This is a genomic window from Streptomyces aureus (assembly GCF_001418135.1).
GTDB lineage: Bacteria > Actinomycetota > Actinomycetes > Streptomycetales > Streptomycetaceae > Streptomyces > Streptomyces aureus_A.
In genome coordinates, this window is sequence record NZ_LIPQ01000177.1 from 1 (window position 1) to 324 (window position 324).

Consider the following 324-nt stretch of genomic DNA (forward strand, 5'->3'; position numbering starts at 1 on the left):
TGCTCGGCCTGCCGGACGACGCCGAAGGACGCCCCGTCGACGAAGTCGGCATGGACGGCCGCATGGCGGAACTCCTGCTGTCCGGGCGGGTGGCCACCGACGAGGTGGTGGAGGCCGGGGACCGTCTGCTCGTGGTCAATCAGCGGCCCACCCGGCCACGGGGCTCGGCGGTCACCATCCGCGACTCCACCGAGATGCAACTCCTGAGCAGTCGGGCGGAGACGGCCCGAAGGCGGCTCAAGCTGCTCTACGACGCCGGGGGTGACATCGGCACCACCCTCGACGTGGTGCGCACCGCGGAGGAATTGGCCGACGTCGCCGTTC

1 pseudogene is annotated in these 324 nt (G+C 71.3%); it reads left to right on the forward strand.

Going from position 1 to position 324, the window contains the following annotated elements:
- Positions 1–324 (forward strand): annotated as a pseudogene (locus AOK00_RS16555) (histidine kinase); the annotation flags it as partial.